Source organism: Thauera sp. 27, assembly GCF_000310125.2.
Taxonomy (GTDB): domain Bacteria; phylum Pseudomonadota; class Gammaproteobacteria; order Burkholderiales; family Rhodocyclaceae; genus Thauera; species Thauera mechernichensis.
This window is the reverse complement of sequence record NZ_AMXB01000027.1, coordinates 23,898-42,228: the sequence shown is the minus strand read 5'-3', so window position 1 is coordinate 42,228 and position 18,331 is coordinate 23,898. Positions and strand designations below refer to the sequence as shown.

Below are 18,331 nucleotides of genomic sequence, written 5' to 3'. Positions count from 1 at the left end.
GGCTTGACGCCTCTGCCGCAAACAGCGATTTTGCACCCATGTCCAGGCCTCTTTACGTTTCTCGCCTCTGCGCCGCCCTGGGGTACATGCTGCTTGCCCTCCTGCCCCTAGCACCCGCCTGTGCAGCCCAGCCCCTGCGCATTGGCGTGCTCGCCTTCCTGGGCTCGGAAGCCGCAGTCGAAGAATGGTCACCCGTCCTACGCCGGCTGCAGGCCAGCCTGCCTGGACACACCCCCGCACTCGTCCATCTCGACCATGATGGCTTGCGCCTTGCTGCGAGCCAAGGCGAACTCGACTTCATCATCACCAACCCGGGACACTACGTCGAGCTCGAAGCTGAACTCGGCGCCAGTCGAATCCTCACGCTCGACGCCGGCGGGGGACGATCACCCGAGCGTGCATTGGGCTCTGCGGTGATCGTACCGGCAGACAGCCCGCTTCATAGCCTCGCCGAGTTGCGGGGCAAGCGCCTGGCCATCGTCGGCCGTGAAGGCTTCGGCGGCTTCCAGATGTTGTGGGGAGAGCTCGACGCACTCGGCCTGTCGCCCGAGCGGCATCTCGCCGCCCTGCACGAAGTCGGCTTCCCGATGAGCGGCGTAGTCGCAGCGCTTGACGCCGGCTTGGCCGATGCGGGCGTGCTGCGCAGCTGCCTGCTCGAGAACCGGGCGGACTGGCAGGAGCGTTTTCGCGTACTGTCGCCGCGCAACGAGCCTGGCTTCGCCTGCGCCAGCTCCACCCCGCTCTACCCCGACTGGCCACTCGCCGCCCTGCGCCACACGTCACCCGAGCTTTCACGTATGGTCGCGATCGCGCTGCTCGGCATGCGTACCGAGCGTGACGGCCTGGCATGGGCGGTACCGGCGGACTACCAGGCGGTCCACGAGTTGTTCCGGCGCCTCGAGATCGGTCCCTACGCTTACCTGCGTGCCCCCACGCTGATGGCGCTGGCCGAACGCTACTGGCCATGGGTAGCAGGCTTTGCGTTGCTGCTCCTGGGCTGGATCATCTATACCGTCCGTGTCGAACACTTGGTGCAGCGCCGCACCGCCGAACTACGCCATGCTCTCGCCGAGCGGGAGGCTTTGACGCAACACATGCATGCCGCACAGGAGCAGGCGGAGCACCTTTCGCGCCTGTCGGTACTGGGCGAGTTGTCGGGCACCCTCGCCCACGAACTCAACCAGCCGCTGGCCGCCATCGCAAACTACGCCAACAGCCTGGTGCGCCGAGCCGACAACCAGCGCCTGACGGAAGCTGCAGTGCGCGAGGCAGGTGGCGAGATTGCCGGCCAGGCCGAACGCGCCGCGGGCATCCTGGGCCAAATCCGCGTCTTCGCACGCAAGCGTGCCGCGAGCCGCGAACGCCAGCCCGTACGCGACGTCGTCGATGAGACTGTCGCCCTCTTTCGCGGCATGCTGGCGCACGCACCCGAGGTTCGGATCGCGGACGAGCTACCGGCCGATGCATGCACCGAGTTCGACCGCCTGCAGATCCAGCAAGTGATACTCAACCTGCTCAAGAATGCCTGGGACGCCAGCCACGGGCTGCCCGTCGCACGCCAGCGCATCGTGCTGACGCTCGACACCGACGCCGACAGCCTGCACATCCGCGTACGCGACTACGGCGTCGGAATCGACGCAGCCACGCGTAACCGGCTCTTCGAGGCCTTCTTTACCACCAAGGCCGACGGCATGGGACTCGGCCTGTCGATCTGCCGCGGCATCGCCGAAGCCCACGGCGGTCGGCTGAGCGCGGATATTCCGGACGACGGACCGGGCGCCATCTTCGTGCTCACCCTGCCGCAAGCCAAGCGGTACATTCAATCCACAGCGAAACCCACCGACGCATGAGCCCGAACGAAGAACCTCTGATCCACGTCATCGACGACGACGCCGCCTTTCGCCGCTCGACCGTCTTCCTGCTCGAATCTATGGGCTGGCAGGTCGCTGCCCACGCTTCTGCCGAGGATTTCCTCTCCGCCGTAGCCGCCCCCACCCAGGCGGCCTGCCTGGTGCTCGACATCCGCATGCCCATGATGAGCGGACTGGAGCTGCAGCAGGTGCTGCACCAGCGCGGCTTCGAGGCGCCGATCGTGTTCATCACCGGACATGGTGACGTGGAGTTGGCGGTCCAAGCGATGAAGCACGGCGCCTGCGACTTTCTCGAAAAGCCGTTCAAGGACCAGGCCCTGATCGATGCTGTCGGCCGTGCGGTGAAGCTCGGCTGTGAGGCCCGCGCCCGCAGCGCGCGCTGCGAGGAGGCCAGGCTGGTTCTCGAGCGCCTGTCGCCACGCGAGCGCGAGGTCGCCCGCCTGGTGGCCCTGGGGCTACCCAACAAGCTGGTCGGGCGAGAGCTCGACATCAGCGAGAAGACGGTGCATGTACACCGCCACCATGTCATGGAAAAGACCGGAGTCGGCAGCGCCGCCGAGCTCGCGCGCCTGATGCTGCGCGCGGACCCCACCGGCCTGGACTGAGACGCTACCGCCCAATCACACCTCTGCCGGCGCGCCTGCGTTTGCATCGATCCCATGGCACGGCGGCAGCCGCGAATCGAACCGGTCGAGTCGCGGACTTCTGGCCTCACACCCGCTCAAGCCGGGCCGGAATACCCTGGCGCACCGAGGTGCCCGACACCGCATCCACCCAGATGCCCTTGCCACCACGCGTCGGGTCGGACAGGCCGAGGTCATTGAGGTTGATGCCCGCCCGCAGGTCGGGGCGGTCCGGCTGCACCCGGTCGCCGATCCGATGCGCCCGTGCGCCCAGTTCGAGGTGGCCGTAACCGTGCTCGATCGCCATCACCCCGGGCACCACACCCTCATGCACGATCACCGTGCATGCCGCCGCGCCGCCCGGGGTGCGGATACGCGCGGCGTCGCCGGTCTTCAGGCCCTGCTTTTCGGCATCGACCGGATGCACGACCACCGGATTGTCCGGGTGCAGGCCGGTGATGCGGGTAGCGATGCTGTACGAGTTCTGTAGCGCCGACTTGTAGCTGATGATCTGCAGCGGCCAGTCCGCCTCCGTATGCACCTCGCGCATCGGCGTGCCGTCATAGAAGGCCGGTGGCGTCCATTGCGCGCAGCCGAGGAAGCGCGCGCCGGAGAGCGTGTTGCGCGCGCTACCGATCATCTCGTTCCACAGCCACAGCGGCTTCGTGAAGCGGTTGGCCTGCCACTCGGGCTGCTCCGCATCCTGCGCCTCGGTGGCCGGCTGGTAGCGCCCGCCGCGGGTGAACAGGAAGGCCACCTTGCGCCACTCCTCGGGCTTGAGCACGCCCTCCAGCTGCGGGCGCAGGCGATCGACACCGGAGAGCTGCAGATCCTCGTCGGAGGCGTCGGCCACCGGCGCCTTGCCAGCGAAAGCGATGTTGGCGCCGCCGCGCAGGTACCAGTCCTCGGGCGTCTCAAGCGGATGGCGCTTGCCGTCCATGTCGGCGATCGCCTCGCCGCCAAAGCCGGGCAGCTTCATCGCCTTTGCGAGCGCGATGTAGAAGGTCTCCATGCCGATCGGCGTACCGTCGGGGGTCTTGTCAGCCTTGGGTTCGACCACCGGCCAGCGCGCGGTCGTGGCCTTGGTGGGCACGCCATTCCAGGGCGCGGCCCAGCCCCAACTCTCGTACATGATCGAGTCGGGCACGATGTAGTCGGCAAAGGCGTTGCTCTCGTTGATCAACGGGTCGACCGAGATGATCAGCGGCAGCTTCTTCGGGTCGGCGAGGTCGCGCTCGATCAGCGGGCGCACACCGGTGATGCCGTACAGCGGGTTGCAGCTCCACAGCACCAAGGCCTTGAGGCTGTAGGGATAGCCGCGCAGTGCACCGGTGAACCATTCGGTGCCCAAGCCCGGCGCGTTGGGGAACCAGGCGTCGCTGGCCGGATAGGGCTTGCCCTCGGCCTGGCGGCGCTTGAACTCGGCCGAGCGCTCATAGGCCACGTTGCGCCCAAGCGGGGTGCCGGACGGCTTCAGCTCGCCCGGGAAGGTCTCGAGATCGTAGCGTGGGCCGGCACCATTGTCCTTGAAGCCGCCGCCGTTCATCACGAAGCCGCCCTTGCAGTTCAGGTTGCCGATCAGCGCGTTCAACGTGACCACGGCGTAGGCGTTGTAGAAGCCGTTGCCGGCCATCATGCCGCCGTGGGCAATCGCGCTCGCCTTGCGGCCGTGACGGGTGAACTCGTCAGCCAGGCCGACGATCACGTCCTCCGGGATGCCGCAGACGGCCGAGTATTCGGCGATCGACAGCGCACGCGCCGATTCTCGCAGCAGCTCGAAGGGCGTCTTCACCGTCACCGGCTTGCCGCCGAGCTCGATCACCCGCGTGGCCTCCAGCACCGCCGCCACGGTCGCGGTTTCGGCCGCAACCAGCTCACCGCCGGCGGTGGCGATGACGTAGGGGTCGGCGTCCTTGTATTTCTCCTCCGCCGCGACTTCCATGCCGATGTCGGAGCCGCGCAGGAAGCGGCCCTGGCGCGGGTGGCCGTCCTCGGCGATCACCAGCCAGCCGGCGTTGGTAAAGGACGGCTCGCCCGCGGCCTGAGCGGCCTTGAGGTTGGGCCAGCCAAGGTAGGCGGTGTTCACGCGCTCGTTGTCGAACATCCAGCGCATCATGCCCATCACCAGCGCACCGTCGGTGCCCGGACGGATCGGCACCCAGCGCCCGTGCTCGGCGGCGGCAAGGTTGTGCGAGTTGTTCAGCACAGGGTCGACCACCACGTAATCCAGCCGGCCTTCGGCACGTCCCTTGGCGAGCATGCCGCCGGTGCGCTTGAAGGGGTTGCCGGCGTTGCCCGGCGCGGTGCCGATGAAGAGCACGAATTCGGCGTTGGCCAGGTCGGGCTTGGCGTGCGGCATGCGCTTGACGTCGCCGAACAACGCACCCGAGCCGGAGCGGTAGGCGCCGCCGCAGTAGGAGCCGTGGCCGACGTGGTTGAGCGTGCCGTAGGCCTGGTTCCAGAAGCGGCGGCTGAAGTTCTCGCGGCCGTCATTGACGCTGGTCAGCACCGCCACCTGGTTCACCCGCTTGCCCAGTTCGGGCGCCTCGGCATCGATCGGCTTCTCGAGGTCGCGCAGTGCGGCCAGGCCATCGACATGGCCCTCGCCGAAGAGGTCGCCGCCTTCCACCACTTCCTTCACCAGCTGCTCGAAGGAGATCGGCTGCCACTGGCCCGAATTGCGCGGGCCGACGCGCTTCAACGGCGTGAGCACGCGGAAGGGCGAGTTCATCTGGTCCATCGCCGCGTTACCGCGGCCACAGGCGGTCGAGCGCCCGGCCAGGCCCTTGTCCTGGAAGCGCGACATCGCCACCAGGCTCTCCTTGACCGACGCCTTCATCGGCAGGTGGGGCTCGGTCGACAGCGGGCTGTAGGGGTTGCCGACGACGCGGATGACCTGGCCGCTGGCCTTGTCGATGCGCACGCGCACGCCGCACTGGGTGGTGCAGCCCAGGCAGGCGGTGTAGCTGACCTGCTGGTTGGGGTTGGGGGTGAACTCGCCGCTCACCGGATCGACGGTGAATTCCGGTTCGGCCGAGCGGCCGTGGATGTGCCGGCCTTCGGCGATCTTCTTCTCTTCGGGGCCGGTGAAGTTGGCCACCATGCGGCCCAGGGTCTGCGAGAAGCCTGCGGCAAAGGCGGCGAGGCCACCGGCGGCGATGATTTCACGACGTTCGATTTTCATGATGTATCTCCTTGGTCGCCCGCGCTCAGGCGGCAGCCTTGTCGGTGTTGCCGGCCGCGAGGCGGTCGAGCGGCAGCAAGGTGGTGATGAGCACGAAGAGGAAGACCCACAGCCCGGCGGTGCCGACGATGCCCATCAGGCCCTCGGGGCCGAGCGGTAGCGAATAGGTGTAGTAGCCGGCGCCGGTCTTGGGCACTTCCTGGCCGCCGATGAAGATGGACCAGCGCATCATCCACGCCGAGTGCAGCGCCAGCAGGCCGATCAGCAGGCCGGACCCGGGCCACTTCCACGCCAGCAACAGGGTGAGCACGGTGGCCGTCACCGCCCAGGCGGCCGAGAACTGCCAGTTGGCCGAGGGACCGACTTCGGCGAGGGCCTGGGCATGGACCGGCGACACGCCGGAGAGCCCGAGCGCCAGCCACAATGCTCCCACCGCCAGGGCCACCACCTGGGTCGCGGCCAGCACTCCGGCCATGCGGCGATTGGCAGCCTGGTCACGCACGCTGAAGCGGTTGAACAGCAGTGCCAGGCCGACCGCGCCGGCGAAGGCGGTGACGAAGAACTGCAGTGGCAGCAGCGGCGTGTTCCACAGCGGACGAGCCTGCACGACCGCAACCTCGGCGCCGGTGTAAAGCGCCACCAGCGCTGCGCCGACGAAGGCGAGCAGCGCCGCCGCCTTGAGCGCGCCACGGCTGTCGTGGCCGCCGTAGGCGAGTACGTTGGCCAAGCCGGAGAGCTTGCCACCGCTTTGCGCATGGCGCGCCAGATCGGGGCGGAAGGCCAGCCAAGCGTAGGTGAGCAGCCCGCCCAGATACACCGGGATGAAGAAGGCGCCCCACGACATCCACGACGTCGGCGTGAAATAAGCATAGAAATGCCAGAAGCGGCCGGGCTGGTGCAGGTCCGCCAGCAGCGCCACCGGTGCGGCCAGGCCGCACACCAGTGCGCCGAGCAGGGCCAGACGCGAGATACCAGCCCAGCCCGGGCGGCGGAAGACGACGCCCGGCAGCGACAGCAGATACGCGCCGTAGGACAGGCCGATGAGGAAAAAGTACTGCACCGCCCACGGCAGCCACGCAACTTCGCGCGCAACGTTGATGGTTTCGACGATGTTCGGGTTCATGTTGGATCTCCTCGCGTGCGGTTCAGGCGTGCGGCAGACTGCGGGGCTTCCACAGCGAGCCCTGGCCCTCGACCTTGCCTGTGAAGCGCTCGTCGAGGCCGATGTAGAACACCCGCGGCGCCGTATCGAGCTCGGGCTTGAGCACCTTCAGCTGCGGCTGCGCCTCCTTCAGCCGGCGGGCGAGTTCGCCCTCAGGGTCGTTGATGTCACCGAAGATGCGCGCGCCGCCGACGCAGGTCTCGACACAAGCGGGCAACAGGCCGGCATCCACGCGGTGGGCGCAGAAGGTGCATTTGTCGGCCTTGCCGGTGTCGTGGTTGATGAAGCGCGCGTCGTAGGGGCAGGCCTGCACGCAGTAGGCGCAGCCCACGCAGCGGTCGCCGTCGACGGCGACGATGCCGTCCTCGCGCTTGTAGGTGGCGCTCACCGGGCATACCGGGATGCAGGGCGGGTTGTCGCAGTGGTTGCACAGTCGCGGCAGCACGTAGGTGCCGGCGGGCTGGGCGCTGTCGGTGAGCTTGACGCTGTAGGTCGACACCACGGTGCGGAAGCTGCCCTCGGGCACCGCGTTCTCCTGGATGCAGGACACCGTACAGGCCTGGCAGCCGATGCACTTGCGGACGTCGATCAGCATCGCCCACTGGTGCTTGGCTGTGCTGGCGATCGCTGGGGTGGGCACCGCTACCGCCGCCGCAGTCACTACCGGCACGCCGCGCAGGAAGTTGCGGCGTGAAGCCGAGGCTGGCGCTGCGCATGGCGGGGTTTCCAAAGCCTCTTTCATTTCAGTACTCCACGGGCCGTTGACGTGGATGACACTTTAGGCTTCCGATACCCATACAGAAATTGGGGAAATAAGGCAGAACGCTAGATGGTTCTACCTATTGCGTTCCGCTGCCCCCACGGCGATCAGGGACAGGCGCTGCACGCTACATGCGTCAATTCATCAGCCGCCTGCCCTGCTCATGTGAGCGGCCTCGAAAAAATCCTCAAGGCAACCATGACCCCGTCGATACTCCTTTGTTTATATGGGTCTCCTCATGGGCTCATGCACCAGTTGCGGCAGACGGCCGAGGGTTGCCAGTGCGGGAAGGACCTCCATCGCCTCGTACGACTGCCCTGGCCGGCGTCCTCGGGCATAATCGGACCCGCCTCCAGGGAGGAAAGCTCCGATTGCCGAGACGTACGCCGACGCGCACCGACAGGCACGGACACCACGCGACCATGTGCAGCGCAAGCGCCCGGCGCCGCCGATGCTGCCACTGCCGTAAAGGACTGAGCCATGCACTCCGCACAGGAACTCGTCAGCCAGGTCGAGGCGCTGACCGCCCTGCCCGACGTCTACGAACGCGTTCGCCAGCAACTCGACTCGCCCGCCGGCTCGATCGGCGAGGTGGCACGACTGGTGGCGGCCGATCCCGCGCTCACGGCACGCCTGCTACGGCTGGTCAACAGTGCCATGTACGGCTACCGCGGACGTATTGCCGACGTCGATCGCGCCGTCCAGTTGCTTGGCCTGCAGCAGGTACATGACCTCGTGCTGGCGATGTCGCTGCATGCAATCTTTGCAGGCGTGCGCCCTGCCCGCCTCGACATGCGCCGTTTCTGGCGCGACAGCATGCTCAACGGGCTGGCGGCACGGGCGGCCGCCCGCCGCCGCGGCCTGCCCGGCAGCGAACGTCTGTTCGTGATCGGACTCCTGGCCGACATCGGCCACCTGGTGATGTACCAGACGGTTCCCGAACTCGCCGCAACCGCACGCGAATCCGCCGAGCGCGACGGAAAGGCCCTGGAGGTGAGCGAGCGCGAAGTCGTCGGCTGCGACTTCAGCGAGATCGGGGCTGCGCTGGCCGACCTGTGGCAGTTGCCGCCAAGCTTTGCTGGGGCCATCGGTACCCAGCTCTGCCCCCGCTTGGGTGGCGAGTATGGCAATGAAGCGGCCCTCCTCAGCCTGGCCCGCTGCGTGGTCGAGGCCGAACGCCGCAATCAGTCGAGCGCGGATGCGGCGGCGAGCCTCGAGGCGGACATCTGGCCACTGCTCGAGCTCGAGCCAGAGCAACTCGCCGACATTCGCGAGGAAGCCGAACTGCACCTGGCGGCCTATGTGAACCTGTTCTTCTCCTCTGCACACTAGCTGGCGCACGGCAGCCGAAAACCCGCGTAAACACTGGCTTTCCTGCCCAAAAAAGAGAACACAGAGCTACTACATGTAGTGCATTCGTAAAATTTGAAACACAAACTAAAAATATAAATACATGTTTTAAAAGGATTTTATTTTTTTGCGAAATCCCGCTTTCCGCGCTATTCTTCAGTCCGTTCCAAGACCCACCACGGATGAAGAAAAAAGCCATGAGCGAGACCACCAGCGCGTCCACGAGTGCACACAACCAAGGCACCATCAAACCCTCTGCCGCCAACCTGCCGATGCAGGAGATCTCCGGCGAGGTTCTGGTCGAAAAGTACGCCAAGGGTGACGAGCAGACCGTTGCCGAGGTGCGCCGCCGGGTTGCCCGTGCGCTTGCCGCGATCGAGTCCGAAGACAAGCGCGCCCACTGGGAGGCGAAGTTCCTCGAAGCGCAGGAGAAAGGTTTCGTTCCCGCTGGCCGCATCAACAGCGCCGCAGGCACCACGCTGGCCGCCACGCTGATCAACTGCTTCGTGCAGCCGGTCGGCGACTCGGTGACCGAGGCCGTCGATGGCCGCCCCGGCATCTACACCGCGCTGGCCCAGGCCGCCGAGACCATGCGTCGCGGTGGCGGTGTCGGCTACGACTTCTCGTCGATCCGCCCCAAGGGCGCGCTGGTGAAAGGCACGGCATCGAACGCCTCCGGCCCGGTGTCCTACATGCGCGTGTTCGACCGCTCTTGCGAAACCGTCGAATCCGCCGGTGCACGCCGCGGCGCGCAAATGGGCGTGCTGCGCTGCGATCATCCGGACATCGAGGAGTTCATCCACGCCAAGGACCACGGCGACCTCACCAACTTCAACATCTCGGTCGGCGTCACTGACCCCTTCATGCAGGCCGTCGAGGCCAACGGCGATGTCGAGCTGGTGCACAAGGCCGAGCCCACCGATGAGTTGAAGGAAGCCGGCGCCTACCAGCGCGACGACGGCCTGTGGGTGTACCGCAAGGTGCGTGCACGCGACCTGTGGGACCAGGTCATGCGCTCGACCTACGATCACGCCGAGCCGGGCATCCTGTTCCTCGACCGCATGAACCAGGACAACAACCTGTACTACTGCGAGACCATCGAGGCCACCAACCCCTGCGCCGAACAGCCGCTGCCGCCCTATGGCTGCTGCTGCCTGGGCTCGATCAACCTGACGCCCTTCGTCAAGAACCCGTTCAGCGACAAGGCCGAGTTCGACTATGCAGGGTTCGGCAAGGTGGTCGACGTCTCCATCCGCATGCTCGACAACGTGCTCGAAGCCACCCACTGGCCGCTCGAACAACAGCATGCCGAGGCGCAGTCCAAGCGCCGCGTGGGCCTGGGCTTCACCGGCCTGGGTGACGCGCTGATCATGCTCGGCAAGCGCTACGACACGCCCGAAGCACGCGAGGAAGCGCGCAAGATCTCCGAGTTCATGCGCAACCGCGCCTATCTGGCCTCGTCCGACCTGGCCAAGGAACGCGGCGCCTTCCCGCTGTTCAACGCCGACCTGTACCTGTCGGGCGGCAACTTCGCCTCGCGCCTGCCGGCCGAGGTCAAGGACAAGATTCGCAAGAACGGCATCCGCAACTCGCACCTGCTGTCGATCGCGCCGACCGGCACCATCAGCCTGGCCTTCGCCGACAACGCCTCGAACGGCATCGAGCCGCCCTTCTCCTACACCTACACCCGTCGCAAGCGCATGGCCGACGGCACCTTCAAGGAGTATGCGGTCGAGGACTACGCGTGGCGCCTGTACCGCCACCTCGGCGGCAACGTCGACAAGCTGCCGGAATCCTTCGTCACTGCGCTGGAGATCTCCGCGCAGGCACACAAGGACATGGTCGCCGCCGTCGCCCCCTATGTCGACACGTCCATCTCCAAGACGGTGAACGTGCCCGAGGACTACCCCTACGCCGAGTTCGAAGACCTCTACCTCACCGCGTGGAAGGCGGGCCTCAAGGGGCTGGCCACCTACCGTCCCAACAACGTGCTGGGTTCGGTGCTGTCGGTGACCCCGACCGCCGAGCAGAAGCAGCCGCACGACGTCGAGATTGCCGACGCCAACAAGCGCCTGTCGATCAAGAACCTGCCCGCACCGGTGCTGTCCAGCCTGCGCTGGCCGGGCCGTCCGGATCTGCCCGACGGCAACCTGGCGTGGACCTACATGCTCAACACCCCGAGCGGCGGCTTCGCGCTCTTCGTCGGCCAGGTCGGCAACAACGGCGGCAGCTTCCCGTTCGAAGTGTGGGTAAACGGTGCCGACCAGCCGCGCGGCCTGGGTGCGGTGGCCAAGACGCTGTCGATGGACATGCGCGCCAACGACCGCGGCTGGCTCAAGCTCAAGCTCGACACCCTGGCACGCACCGTCGGCGAGCGCTCGTTCGAGATGCCCTTCCCGCCGCACGGCGAGAAGAAGCTGGTGCCCGGCGTGGTTTCGGCCTTTGCCCAGGCGGTGAACTACCGCTGCGAGAAGCTGGGCGTCTTTGACAAGGAAGACGACAGCAACTCGGTGCTCGACACCCTGTTCAGCCTCGAAGAGCCCAAGACCGGCACCGACGGCACGCTGTCGTGGACGGTGGACATCTACAACCCGGCCACCGGTGAAGACTTCGTGCTCGGCCTGAAGGAGATCACCCTGCCGGACGGCGTCACCCGCCCGTACTCGGTGTGGTTGTCGGGCAACTATCCGCGCGCGCTGGACGGTCTGACCCGCATACTGTCGCTCGACATGCGCGTCATGGACCCGGCCTGGATCGGCATGAAGCTGCGCAAGCTGCTCGACTACCCCGAGCCGCTGGGCGACTTCATGGCCTTCGTGCCGGGCACCCGCCGCCAGCAGAACTGGCCCAGCACGGTCGCCTACCTGGCCCAGCTCATCATCCACCGCTACGCCATGCTCGGCGTGCTCGACGAGAAGGGCTACCCGACGCGCGAGATGGGCATCCTCGAGTCGCCGCGCGACGACAACGAGCCCAAGCTGATGCAGGGCGCGCTGTGCAACGAGTGCGGCAACCATACCGTCATCCGCAAGGACGGCTGCGACTTCTGCACCGCCTGCGGCGCGGTTGGAACCTGCGGCTGAGCCCAACGCGGGAGTTCGCAGAGGTCAGGTCGCATCTCATATAATGCGTTCTGCCCATAACTACACGAAGCGCCCCAGGCCAGTTGCTGGCCGGGGCGCATGCGCTCCTGCACCATGCCAACCTGTCCCCGCTGCGACGGCACGGACTGTCGCGAATCTCCCTGGCGCTCCGAAGACGAGCGCCGGGAACACAAGGGTGAAACGCCCTACCGCTGCATGTCCTGCGTGCATCGCTTCTTCGGGCCAGGCCGCAGGAACCTTCTGCAACACAACCCCCTGATCGCCGCCATCGGTGGCAGCACGCTGCTGGTGGTCATTGCGGTGGTGCTGATCATGTGGGCCTGGAAATCCTGAGCGGAGTCGCGCAATGAGCAGCACACCCCTCACGATCACCTGCCCGAAGTGCGGCTCGACCGACTGTCGCGAGTCGCGCTGGCGCTCGCACCAGGAAAAGGTGGACAACCCGGGCCAGCATCCATACCGCTGCCTGAATTGCGCCAACCGCTTCGTCGGCAGGCACACCGGCAGTATTGCCGGACGGCGCAGCTTCCTGCTGCTCGCGGGCCTGGCTGGACTTGCGGTCGTTGCGCTGGTCGCGGGCGTGGTCGTGGTCCTGCTCGAGGGGCGCAAATCCGTGCCGGAGGCGCCGTCCGCCGGAATGCCCGTCGGCGCTGCGGCAAGCACACACATCGAGGCCGCTGCACGCGGCGATACAGAGGCTCAGTTCCGCGCCGGACGCGCGGCGCTGCTCGACACTGCGCGTGGCAAGGAGGCAACGCTGGAAGCCCTGGGCTGGCTCAAGCGCGCCTCTGAGGGCGGGCACACGGGCGCGATGATCCTGCTTGGCAAGCTCTACCGCAACGGTGTGGGCATTACCCAGAACTACGACCTCGCAGCACGCTGGATCGCGGCCGCTGCCGAGGCGGGCGACCCCGAGGGCATGGTCGAACTGGGGCGCCTGCACCGCGCCGGGATCGGAGTGCCGCAGGACGCGGTACAAGCGTATGTGTGGTTCAACCGCGCCGCCGCCGCACTCAACATGAATGGCGTTCAGGAGCGCGACAGCATCGCCATAAAGCTCAGCCCGGACGAGCTCAAGCGCGCCCAGACCCTGTCGCTCGAACACGACACCCATGTCACCCCAAGTGCAGAACGCAACGCGGATGACAAGGCGACGCCGGACTGAAGGCAGTCGCGTGCGCCCGCGGCGCAAGGCCTCAGCCCATCACTGTGGCTCGCCGATGGTACCGGCGAATACCCAGCCCTGCTCCACCACATAATTGAAGACGAAACCGGTCGGTACGTCGACGAACAGGCTGACGCTTTCACCGGCCTGCGCCGGTGCGAGGGCGGCCTCGGCGCGTTGACCGGCAAAACGCCAGCCTTCGTCGGCCAGGTACTCGTAGCGTCCGCCGGTCTGCTGGTCGAGCATCACGGCCAGCGGTGCAGTGGCCGCCCGGTCGAGCTTGACACGGACGGCCGCTGCCGACTCACCAGCCAGCGCAGCGGGCGCAGAAACGGCAATGACGAGCGCAGCCAGCGAGGCGACGCCCGGAAAACGACGGACATGCATGGGGGTATTCCTTGAAAAAACGGGATCAGGTCGCGCCATCGGCAAACGACAGCAATATGTTGCAGCGCAACATCACAACCCGGATGGTAGCAGAAACAAGGTATTCCTCAAGCCGAAAACGCACACCCCTTCCAGGCACTGCCCGCGTGACACAAGCCGCGACGCCGCCGTGACCTGGCGACGACTTGCCTACGCGGCTACTGGACGCGTATCGTCGCGACGTTGCGCCGTCCAGACGCGCGCGGGATGACTCACCGAGCCCAGTGAACACCATGACCCACCCCCCTGCCAGCATCGCTGGCGCGGCCAGCAACCCGCGGCTCAAGCTGAGCGGGATCAGCAAGATCTATCCGACTGTCGTCGCCAACGACCGCGTCGACCTCAGCGTCCGACCCGGCGAAATCCGGGCCATCCTGGGCGAAAATGGCGCCGGCAAGTCCACGCTGATGAAGATGATCTACGGCGTCACACGCCCCAGCGCCGGCCAGATCTTCTGGGAGGGGCAGGACGTCCAGGTCACCAGCCCGGCGCATGCGCGCAGCCTGGGCATCGGCATGGTGTTCCAGCATTTCTCGCTGTTCGAAACACTGACCGTGGTGGAGAACGTTGCCCTCGCCCTGCCCGGCGCCCAGGCTCTGGACGAGTTGGCCGAACGCATCACCGAGGTGTCGACGCGTTATGGCCTGCCGGTCGATCCGCGCCGCCACATCCACGCACTCTCGGTAGGCGAGCGCCAGCGCGTGGAGATCATCCGCTGCCTGCTGCAGGACCCGCGCCTGCTGATCATGGACGAGCCCACCTCGGTACTGACGCCGCAGGCGGTGCGCAAGCTGTTCGAGACCCTGCGCCAGCTGTCGGACGAAGGCTGCTCGATCCTCTACATCAGCCACAAGCTCGACGAGATTCGCGAGCTCTGCCACACGGCCACGGTCCTGCGCGCCGGCAAGGTCACCGGCGAATGCGAACCCGCCCGGGAAACCCCTCAGTCCATGGCACGCCTGATGATCGGCAAGGAGCTGCCGCATTGCGAGCATTCGCAGGCCGCCGCCAGCGGCGAAGTGCGCTTGCGCCTGGCAGGTCTGTCGCACGCTGCCGACGACCCTTTCGGCGTCGACCTGAAGGACATCCACCTCGAGGTACATGCTGGCGAGATCGTCGGCATTGCCGGCGTGTCGGGCAACGGCCAGCAGGAGCTGCTGCGCGCAATCTCGGGTGAGGAGCCGCTGGCCGAACGCTTCCCGGTGCAGATCTGCAATGTCGAGGCAGGCCGCCTCAAGCCTGGCCAGCGCCGCAAGCTCGGCCTGTGCTTCGTTCCGGAAGAGCGCTTGGGGCGCGGCGCCGTACCCGGCATGGCACTGGCCGACAACGCCCTGCTCACAGCCTCGCACACACAGGGCCTGGTGCGCGGCGGTCTTGTAGACGCGGGCCGTGCGCGCGCCTTCGCCGAGCGCTGCATCGAGGCGTTCAAGGTCAAGTGCGGCGGCGCTGGCGCACCCGCAAAGTCGCTGTCGGGCGGCAACCTGCAGAAGTTCATCGTCGGCCGCGAGATCCTGCAAGCACCCAGGCTGCTGGTGTGCGCACAGCCGACGTGGGGCGTCGATGTGGGCGCCGCAGCGCTGATCCGCCAGGCCCTGATCGACCTGCGCGACCGCGGCTGTGCCGTGTTGGTGATCTCGGAAGAGCTCGACGAGCTGTTCGAGATCTGCGACCGCATCACCGTCATCGCCAAGGGCCGGCTGTCTCCCGCCCGCCCCACTGCGCAGACGACGGTCGAGGACATCGGCGTGTGGATGAGCGGCCTGTGGCCAGGGGCCGAGACCGACGAACCACTTGCTGCGCCAACGCCTGCGGAGTCACTGCATGCTTGAACTCGAAGCCCGTGCCGAACCCTCGCGGCTGATGCCCTGGCTGTCGCCGCTGCTCGCGGTGGCACTCACCCTGGTCGGCGGCATGCTGCTCTTCCTTGCGCTCGGCAAGGATCCGATCGAGGGCTTTCGCATCTTCTTCCTCAACCCGGTACGCGACCTCTACGCCGTCTCCGAGCTGCTGCTCAAGGCGACGCCGCTGATGTTGTGCGCAATCGGCCTGGCAATAGGCTTCCGCGCCAATGTGTGGAACATCGGCGCGGAAGGCCAGTTCATGCTCGGGGCAGTGGCGGCAACCGGCGTGGCTCTGTACTTCGACGGCAGCCAGAGCAGCCTGCTGCTGCCGGCAATGGTGGCCGCGGGGGCGCTCGGCGGCGCGCTGTGGGCGAGCATCCCGGCCTTCCTGCGCACGCACTTCAATGCCAACGAGATCCTGGTGTCGCTGATGCTGGTGTACGTGGCGCAACTGTTCGTGTCCTGGCTGGTGTTCGGGCCATGGCGGGACCCGGACGGCTTCAACTTTCCGCAGACCAAGATGTTCGACGACGCCGCCACCATGCCGATGCTGCTCGAGGGCACGCGGCTGCACATGGGCTTCGCAATCGCGATCGGCCTGCTGGTCGCCGGCCATGTGTTCATGAACCACAGCTTCACGGGCTTTCGCATGCGGGTGGCAGGCGAAGCCGCGGCAGCGGCGCGTTATGCGGGTTTTTCGGCTTCGCGCATGATCTGGGCCGGCCTGCTCGCGGGCGGTGCAGCAGCGGGCATCGCAGGCATGGGCGAGGTCGCAGGGCCGATGGGCCAGCTCACCGACAAGGTCGGCAGCGGCTACGGCTTCGCGGCCATCATCGTTGCCTTCGTCGGGCGACTGAACGCCTTCGGGATCCTGCTCGCCAGTCTGCTGATGGCGCTGCTCTATATCGGCGGCGAGCAGGCGCAGCAGTATCTCAACCTGCCGAGTTCGATCTCGATGGTGTTCCAGGGCATGTTGCTGTTCTTCCTGCTCGGCTCCGACGTCTTCATCAACTACCGCCTGCGGCTGCGCCGCCGCGCCGCCTGAAGCGGGAACGCCCATGGACGCCAACCTATTCACCTCGATGCTGTTCGCCACCGTGGTGGCCGGCACTCCGCTCATCATCGTTGCCCTGGGACTACTGGTGAGCGAGAGGGCCGGTGTGCTCAACCTCGGCGCCGAGGGCATGATGGCCATGGGCGCAGTGACTGCCTTCGCCATCACCCATCACAGCGGCAGCCCCTGGCTGGGCGTGCTGGCCGGCATGGGCGCCGGCATGGCGATGGCGCTGCTGTTCGGCGTGCTTACACTCACCCTGATGGCCAACCAGGTCGCCTCGGGGCTGGCGCTGGCGATCTTCGGCGTCGGCCTGGCCGCATTCGTGGGCAAACCGTATGAGGCCGTAGCGCTGCAGGCAGTGCCGCCGATCCGCATCCCGTTCATCGCCGACATCCCGCTCATCGGCGAGGCGCTCTACAACCAGCAGTTGCTGGTGTACTTTTCCTGGGCGCTGTTCTGGGGCCTGCTGTGGTTCCTTTACCGCAGCCGTGCAGGCCTGGTGCTGCGCGCGGTAGGCGAATCGCCCGCTTCGGCGCATGCCATCGGCTACCCGGTGATCCGCATCCGCTATCTGGCAGTCCTGTTCGGCGGCGCCATGGCGGGCATCGGCGGCGCCTTCCTGTCGGTGTTCTACACGCCGATGTGGGCAGAAGGCATGGTCGCCGGCCGCGGCTGGATCGCGCTCGCGCTGGTGGTGTTCGCTACCTGGCGGCCATTGCGGGTGATGATCGGCGCCTACCTGTTCGGCGGCGTGATGATCACCCAACTCTTCATCCAGGGCTCCGGGCTGCAGATCGACTTCCCATCGCAGTTCCTGTCATCGCTGCCCTACTGGGCAACGATCGTGGTCCTGGTGGTGATCTCGCGCAACGTGAACACGATCCGGCTGAACTCGCCGCTCTCGCTCGGAAAGCCCTATCGGCCTGATGCCTGACGGGCACGCGGGTCCTAGCACTTCGCGCTCGGTCGCTCGGCGATGCGGTCGCGCCATGCCTGAAGGTTGTCCAGCCCCTCGGCCCCCGGCCTGAACTTCATCAGGCCGCGGGCGAACTCGATCGCGCAGAAGGCAGTGATGTCGGCAATGGTGAAGCGCTCGCCGGCGACGAAGGCGCGCGTCGCGAGTTCCTCATCCAGCCAGCGCGCCACCTCGCGTACCTTCTCGCCTTGCGAACGGCCGAACTCGGGGAACTGCGGCTGCTCCAGAGGAGCCAGGCCGGGATGGGTATGGCGGATGCAGTTGGCGATGCCACCGAACAGGTAGAACTCCATGCGCCGGTCCGCCATTTCGATGAAGGCGCGCTCCTCGAAGCTTGCCCCCATCAGGTTGGGCTCGGGATACAAGCCCTCGAGATAGGAACAGATGGCGCGCGTCTCTCCGAGCATGCGACCGTCGTCGAGTTCGAGCACCGGCACCTTGGCCAGCGGGCTTTTGGCACGAAAGTCCGAACTGCGATGCTCGTTCCTGCCGATCTCGACGACCACCTCTTCGATACCCCTGATGCCCTTCTCGGCGATGAACATCTGGACCCGGCGCGGATTGGGTGCGCGCGGCGAAATGTAGAGCTTCATGTGTTGTCCTCGGGGCGCAAGACAGCGCCCGCTTCGACGGACGCCCGGCCCAGTGCGCGATGGTAGCGCGTGCATGTTGCTTATGCAGCTATAAGCCGGAACGTATAAGTGCTATCAGAGGCCGCCAGTTTCCGAATCGGGGTCCGCTCCTAAACTGCGGGTACTGCACGACTGGAAGCAACACGCCTGCGAGCAGGCCGACAACGACAAACCAGGCCA

Annotated in this window: 14 protein-coding genes; 9 read left to right on the top strand and 5 right to left on the bottom strand. The window is 66.6% G+C overall.

Going from position 1 to position 18,331, the window contains the following annotated elements:
- Positions 1 to 86: 86 nt before the first annotated feature.
- Complete coding sequence (locus tag B447_RS14630; protein ID WP_002941899.1) at positions 87 to 1,850, top strand: sensor histidine kinase; 1,764 nt, start codon at positions 87 to 89, stop codon at positions 1,848 to 1,850.
- Positions 1,847 to 2,476, top strand: coding sequence for a response regulator transcription factor (locus tag B447_RS14625; RefSeq protein WP_002941897.1), 630 nt, complete (start codon positions 1,847 to 1,849; stop codon positions 2,474 to 2,476). The genes B447_RS14630 and B447_RS14625 overlap by 4 nt, the downstream gene beginning before the upstream one ends.
- A gap of 106 nt (positions 2,477 to 2,582) precedes the next feature.
- On the opposite strand, the gene B447_RS14620 is transcribed toward B447_RS14625, so the two are convergent.
- Genes B447_RS14620 through dsrO form a run of 3 tightly spaced genes read right to left on the bottom strand, consistent with a single transcriptional unit; the run spans position 2,583 to position 7,582 of the window.
- Positions 2,583 to 5,678 carry a molybdopterin dinucleotide binding domain-containing protein gene (locus tag B447_RS14620; RefSeq protein WP_002941895.1) on the bottom strand — a complete coding sequence of 1,032 codons (3,096 nt, stop codon included), beginning with the start codon at positions 5,676 to 5,678 and terminating at the stop codon, positions 2,583 to 2,585.
- 25 nt (positions 5,679 to 5,703) lie between these two features.
- Positions 5,704 to 6,801, bottom strand: a complete 1,098-nt coding sequence (gene nrfD / locus B447_RS14615) for an NrfD/PsrC family molybdoenzyme membrane anchor subunit (protein ID WP_002941892.1) — start codon at positions 6,799 to 6,801, stop codon at positions 5,704 to 5,706.
- 22 nt (positions 6,802 to 6,823) lie between these two features.
- On the bottom strand, positions 6,824 to 7,582 hold the full coding sequence (gene dsrO, locus B447_RS14610; RefSeq protein WP_002941889.1) for a sulfate reduction electron transfer complex DsrMKJOP subunit DsrO: 759 nt from the start codon (positions 7,580 to 7,582) through the stop codon (positions 6,824 to 6,826).
- 498 nt (positions 7,583 to 8,080) lie between these two features.
- On the opposite strand from dsrO, the gene B447_RS14605 reads away from it, so the two are divergent.
- The 4 genes from B447_RS14605 to B447_RS14590 all read left to right on the top strand — a co-directional run bounded on the left by B447_RS14605 (position 8,081) and on the right by B447_RS14590 (position 13,219).
- Entirely contained in the window at positions 8,081 to 8,932 is an 852-nt protein-coding gene (locus B447_RS14605; protein ID WP_002941886.1) for an HDOD domain-containing protein, read from the top strand.
- Between the two features lie 215 nt (positions 8,933 to 9,147).
- Positions 9,148 to 12,033: an adenosylcobalamin-dependent ribonucleoside-diphosphate reductase gene (locus B447_RS14600; protein ID WP_002930173.1), complete on the top strand. Its 2,886-nt coding sequence runs from the start codon at positions 9,148 to 9,150 to the stop codon at positions 12,031 to 12,033.
- Positions 12,034 to 12,147: 114 nt separating this feature from the next.
- Complete coding sequence (locus B447_RS14595) at positions 12,148 to 12,387, top strand: hypothetical protein (protein ID WP_232431641.1); 240 nt, start codon at positions 12,148 to 12,150, stop codon at positions 12,385 to 12,387.
- 13 nt (positions 12,388 to 12,400) lie between these two features.
- Positions 12,401 to 13,219 (top strand): SEL1-like repeat protein, encoded by an 819-nt coding sequence (locus B447_RS14590; RefSeq protein ID WP_002941881.1) that lies wholly within the window; start codon positions 12,401 to 12,403, stop codon positions 13,217 to 13,219.
- A gap of 39 nt (positions 13,220 to 13,258) precedes the next feature.
- Here the strand turns inward: B447_RS14590 and B447_RS14585 are convergent, their stop codons facing one another.
- Positions 13,259 to 13,606: a hypothetical protein gene (locus tag B447_RS14585; protein WP_002930182.1), complete on the bottom strand. Its 348-nt coding sequence runs from the start codon at positions 13,604 to 13,606 to the stop codon at positions 13,259 to 13,261.
- 272 nt (positions 13,607 to 13,878) lie between these two features.
- Here B447_RS14585 and B447_RS14580 point away from each other — a divergent pair, with 272 nt between their 5' ends.
- Genes B447_RS14580 through B447_RS14570 form a run of 3 tightly spaced genes read left to right on the top strand, consistent with a single transcriptional unit; the run spans position 13,879 to position 17,477 of the window.
- The gene (locus B447_RS14580; protein ID WP_198291817.1) at positions 13,879 to 15,474 is read left to right on the top strand and encodes an ABC transporter ATP-binding protein; all 1,596 of its coding nucleotides are present in this window, start codon (positions 13,879 to 13,881) and stop codon (positions 15,472 to 15,474) included.
- Positions 15,467 to 16,531 (top strand): ABC transporter permease, encoded by a 1,065-nt coding sequence (locus B447_RS14575; RefSeq protein WP_002930187.1) that lies wholly within the window; start codon positions 15,467 to 15,469, stop codon positions 16,529 to 16,531. Before B447_RS14580 ends, B447_RS14575 begins: the two co-directional genes overlap by 8 nt.
- Positions 16,532 to 16,544: 13 nt before the next feature.
- Positions 16,545 to 17,477 (top strand): ABC transporter permease, encoded by a 933-nt coding sequence (locus B447_RS14570; protein ID WP_002941875.1) that lies wholly within the window; start codon positions 16,545 to 16,547, stop codon positions 17,475 to 17,477.
- A gap of 14 nt (positions 17,478 to 17,491) precedes the next feature.
- On the opposite strand, the gene B447_RS14565 is transcribed toward B447_RS14570, so the two are convergent.
- Positions 17,492 to 18,112 carry a glutathione S-transferase family protein gene (locus B447_RS14565; protein WP_002941873.1) on the bottom strand — a complete coding sequence of 207 codons (621 nt, stop codon included), beginning with the start codon at positions 18,110 to 18,112 and terminating at the stop codon, positions 17,492 to 17,494.
- Positions 18,113 to 18,331 lie beyond the last annotated feature (219 nt).